The sequence below is a fragment of the Gemella sp. GH3 genome (genome assembly GCF_013415425.1).
In the GTDB taxonomy this organism is placed as follows: domain Bacteria; phylum Bacillota; class Bacilli; order Staphylococcales; family Gemellaceae; genus Gemelliphila.
The window spans coordinates 1-2,309 of record NZ_JACBYC010000051.1 but is presented as its reverse complement, the minus strand read 5'-3'; the positions used below and the strand labels follow the sequence as shown (position 1 = coordinate 2,309).

Sequence of the window (2,309 nt, the reverse complement as noted above, 5' to 3'; positions counted from 1 at the left end):
ATATTTCAATGTTTCTTCTGTTTCTTCGATATTTTTTTCTAAAATTTTAATAGCACCTTTTACGCTTATTATATTATGTTCTAACTTCTCATGATCCTGATATTTTTCTTTTGTGATTTTTGTTAAATCATACTTTTTAGCGTTATGTATATCTATATTATATTCTCTTGTATCATCTTTGTTGTCTTTACTCTGTAGATAAACTTTGAAATTATCATCGACATATAAATCAGCCGTTAATACTGCCATATGTTCATTATTTTGAAATACATCTAATTTTTCTTTTTTGTTGTTTAAGATAATATAAAAATCGTAGTTTGAAAAGTAATCATTGACACTTTTCGCAAATACTAACATTATTTTTTTATTATCTCTATCATTTATTGTTTTATAATGTAAAAATTCTAATCTAAATTTGTCATCATCTGTTTTTTGTTTTATATTTTCTGTATTAATTACTTCTGTTTTTTCTTCTTGTTTAATTTCTTCTTTTTTATTTGAATAGTTAAATATCGTAAATATAATTAATATTATTAAAACTATTAATAATATTATTGTTGTTTTATTCTTTTTTATAAATTTTTTCATAATCACTTACCTTTATATTTTTTGTAGATTGCCTCTGCCTTTTGATACCTACTTGCCATATTGATTATGCCTGCTTTCTCATATTCATTATGGAATGTATCTGTTGCTTGATATATATCTTTTATATTTTTATAACTTTCAACCCAATTCATACTGTTCATTTCGTGCATTGAGAAGTTTAATTGTGCAGTTAATGTCCTTACATCAAGGTTATTTTCTCTCGCCCAGTTTTCTAAATTTGTACGTCGCTCATAACTCCACTGTGCAAGTCCATATCCTATATTATTACCTATCTCGTTAATGTCTGGATTCATTCCACTTTCGTGCATAAAGTTTCCTAATATTCCAGCAATGGCTTCGTCCGAAAATCCTTGTTTTTTGTAGAAATTCCAAGCTTTTTCTATATTGTCACTTCCTGACAATTCGCTATCAATAGCGTTAGTAACTCAACCTTTACCACTTTTAATATCGATATTACTTTGTGTTTTATCCCCTATTCTTACTACATCACCACTTCTTAATTTTAGAGAACCTAAGTATATTGAACTATCTTCTGTAGCTAAATTAGGGTAATTTGTTTGTACTTCAAAATGTACGTGATATACATTGGTTGCACCACTATTACCTAAGTGTCCTAATTTTTCGCCTTTTTTTATTTCTTGACCTTTTGTAACAGTTGCATTTTTTAAATGTCCATAATAAGCTACCTTGTCTATACTCATTCTTACGTGTACATAATTACCCCCGATATCCGTATATCCTACACTTTCGACAATTCCGTCCGATACAGAATATACCCCTACATCTTCAACGTTAAAATCTCTAAAGTTAACGGGTTGTACATCTATTCCAGTATGACCTACACCTGTACCTGCATATAACCCTGCACCTGCACCTTTAGCCCAAGCAGTAAAGCCAAATTCTTGAAGTATTATATAATCTTCTGCGAATATCTGCCCACCGGCATTGATTATCTCACTGCCTCAATCATTACCATTACTACTGCTTGAACTAACAGCGAATATTAATATTATGGGAAAGAATAAAAATAATAAAATCATTGGTAAGCAACCTATGGCTATACTTCTTTTTACTATTTTATTCATATTTTCTTATATCCTTATATCCTTATATATACTTTATTTTAAAAAGAAAAAATATATCTCAATCTCAATAAACGCTACTAATGTAATTATTAAAATTGTATTTGTTATAAAATATCTTATTTCTTCTTCTGTATATTTACCTTTTTTTATTGGAAAACGTGGTATGTTTTTATTGTATTTTCTTTCAAATCTATAACAACCTAATAAATATAAAATTATAAATTGTATAAAAAATATTAAAGTTAAGACATTTTCCATATATTAATATAGAACTAACTTTTTGTTAGTTCTTTCTCCTTTCTTAATTCATATATAATTTTTATTCCTACAATAAACCTTTTTCTTTTAGTAATTCTTCATATTCTTGTTTTATCTGAATACTTTCTTCAGTAATATTTTGTTCATTAATTTGTCCTGAATATATTTCTTCTTCTATTTGTTTTTTAATATAGTCTGGTGTATTATATACTACTCTACCACTATGGCCAGTATTTCTATATTGAGTATTCCTTATTTTATAAGGATTTGTATTATCTTTTATTTCATTATTAAAATTATTTTGTGGTGTCCTTGAATTATAATCTATATTGTTTTTATATGGTAAATCATTTTTAT

General features: G+C 26.6%; 5 protein-coding genes. All 5 read right to left on the bottom strand.

What is annotated here, in order from left to right; genetic code table 11:
- Positions 1-588, bottom strand: a 588-nt coding sequence (locus tag HZY83_RS01370) for a hypothetical protein (RefSeq protein WP_218925295.1), incomplete at its 3' end; no start/stop codon positions are given.
- A 2-nt stretch (positions 589-590) separates the two neighbouring features.
- Positions 591-1,010, bottom strand: a complete 420-nt coding sequence (locus HZY83_RS01365) for a phage tail tip lysozyme (protein ID WP_179942304.1) — start codon at positions 1,008-1,010, stop codon at positions 591-593.
- 24 nt (positions 1,011-1,034) lie between these two features.
- Positions 1,035-1,436 (bottom strand): M23 family metallopeptidase, encoded by a 402-nt coding sequence (locus HZY83_RS01360; RefSeq protein ID WP_370520025.1) that lies wholly within the window; start codon positions 1,434-1,436, stop codon positions 1,035-1,037.
- A 135-nt stretch (positions 1,437-1,571) separates the two neighbouring features.
- Positions 1,572-1,694 carry a hypothetical protein gene (locus HZY83_RS08325; protein WP_255460132.1) on the bottom strand — a complete coding sequence of 41 codons (123 nt, stop codon included), beginning with the start codon at positions 1,692-1,694 and terminating at the stop codon, positions 1,572-1,574.
- 325 nt (positions 1,695-2,019) lie between these two features.
- The coding region (locus tag HZY83_RS01355; RefSeq protein WP_179942303.1) for a hypothetical protein at positions 2,020-2,309 on the bottom strand (290 nt) is incomplete at its 5' end.

Coding starts and splice junctions, on each gene's coding strand:
- HZY83_RS08325 (WP_255460132.1), bottom strand. CDS start 1,694: ATGAATAAAATAGTAAAAAGAAGTATAGCCATAGGTTGCTTACCAATG.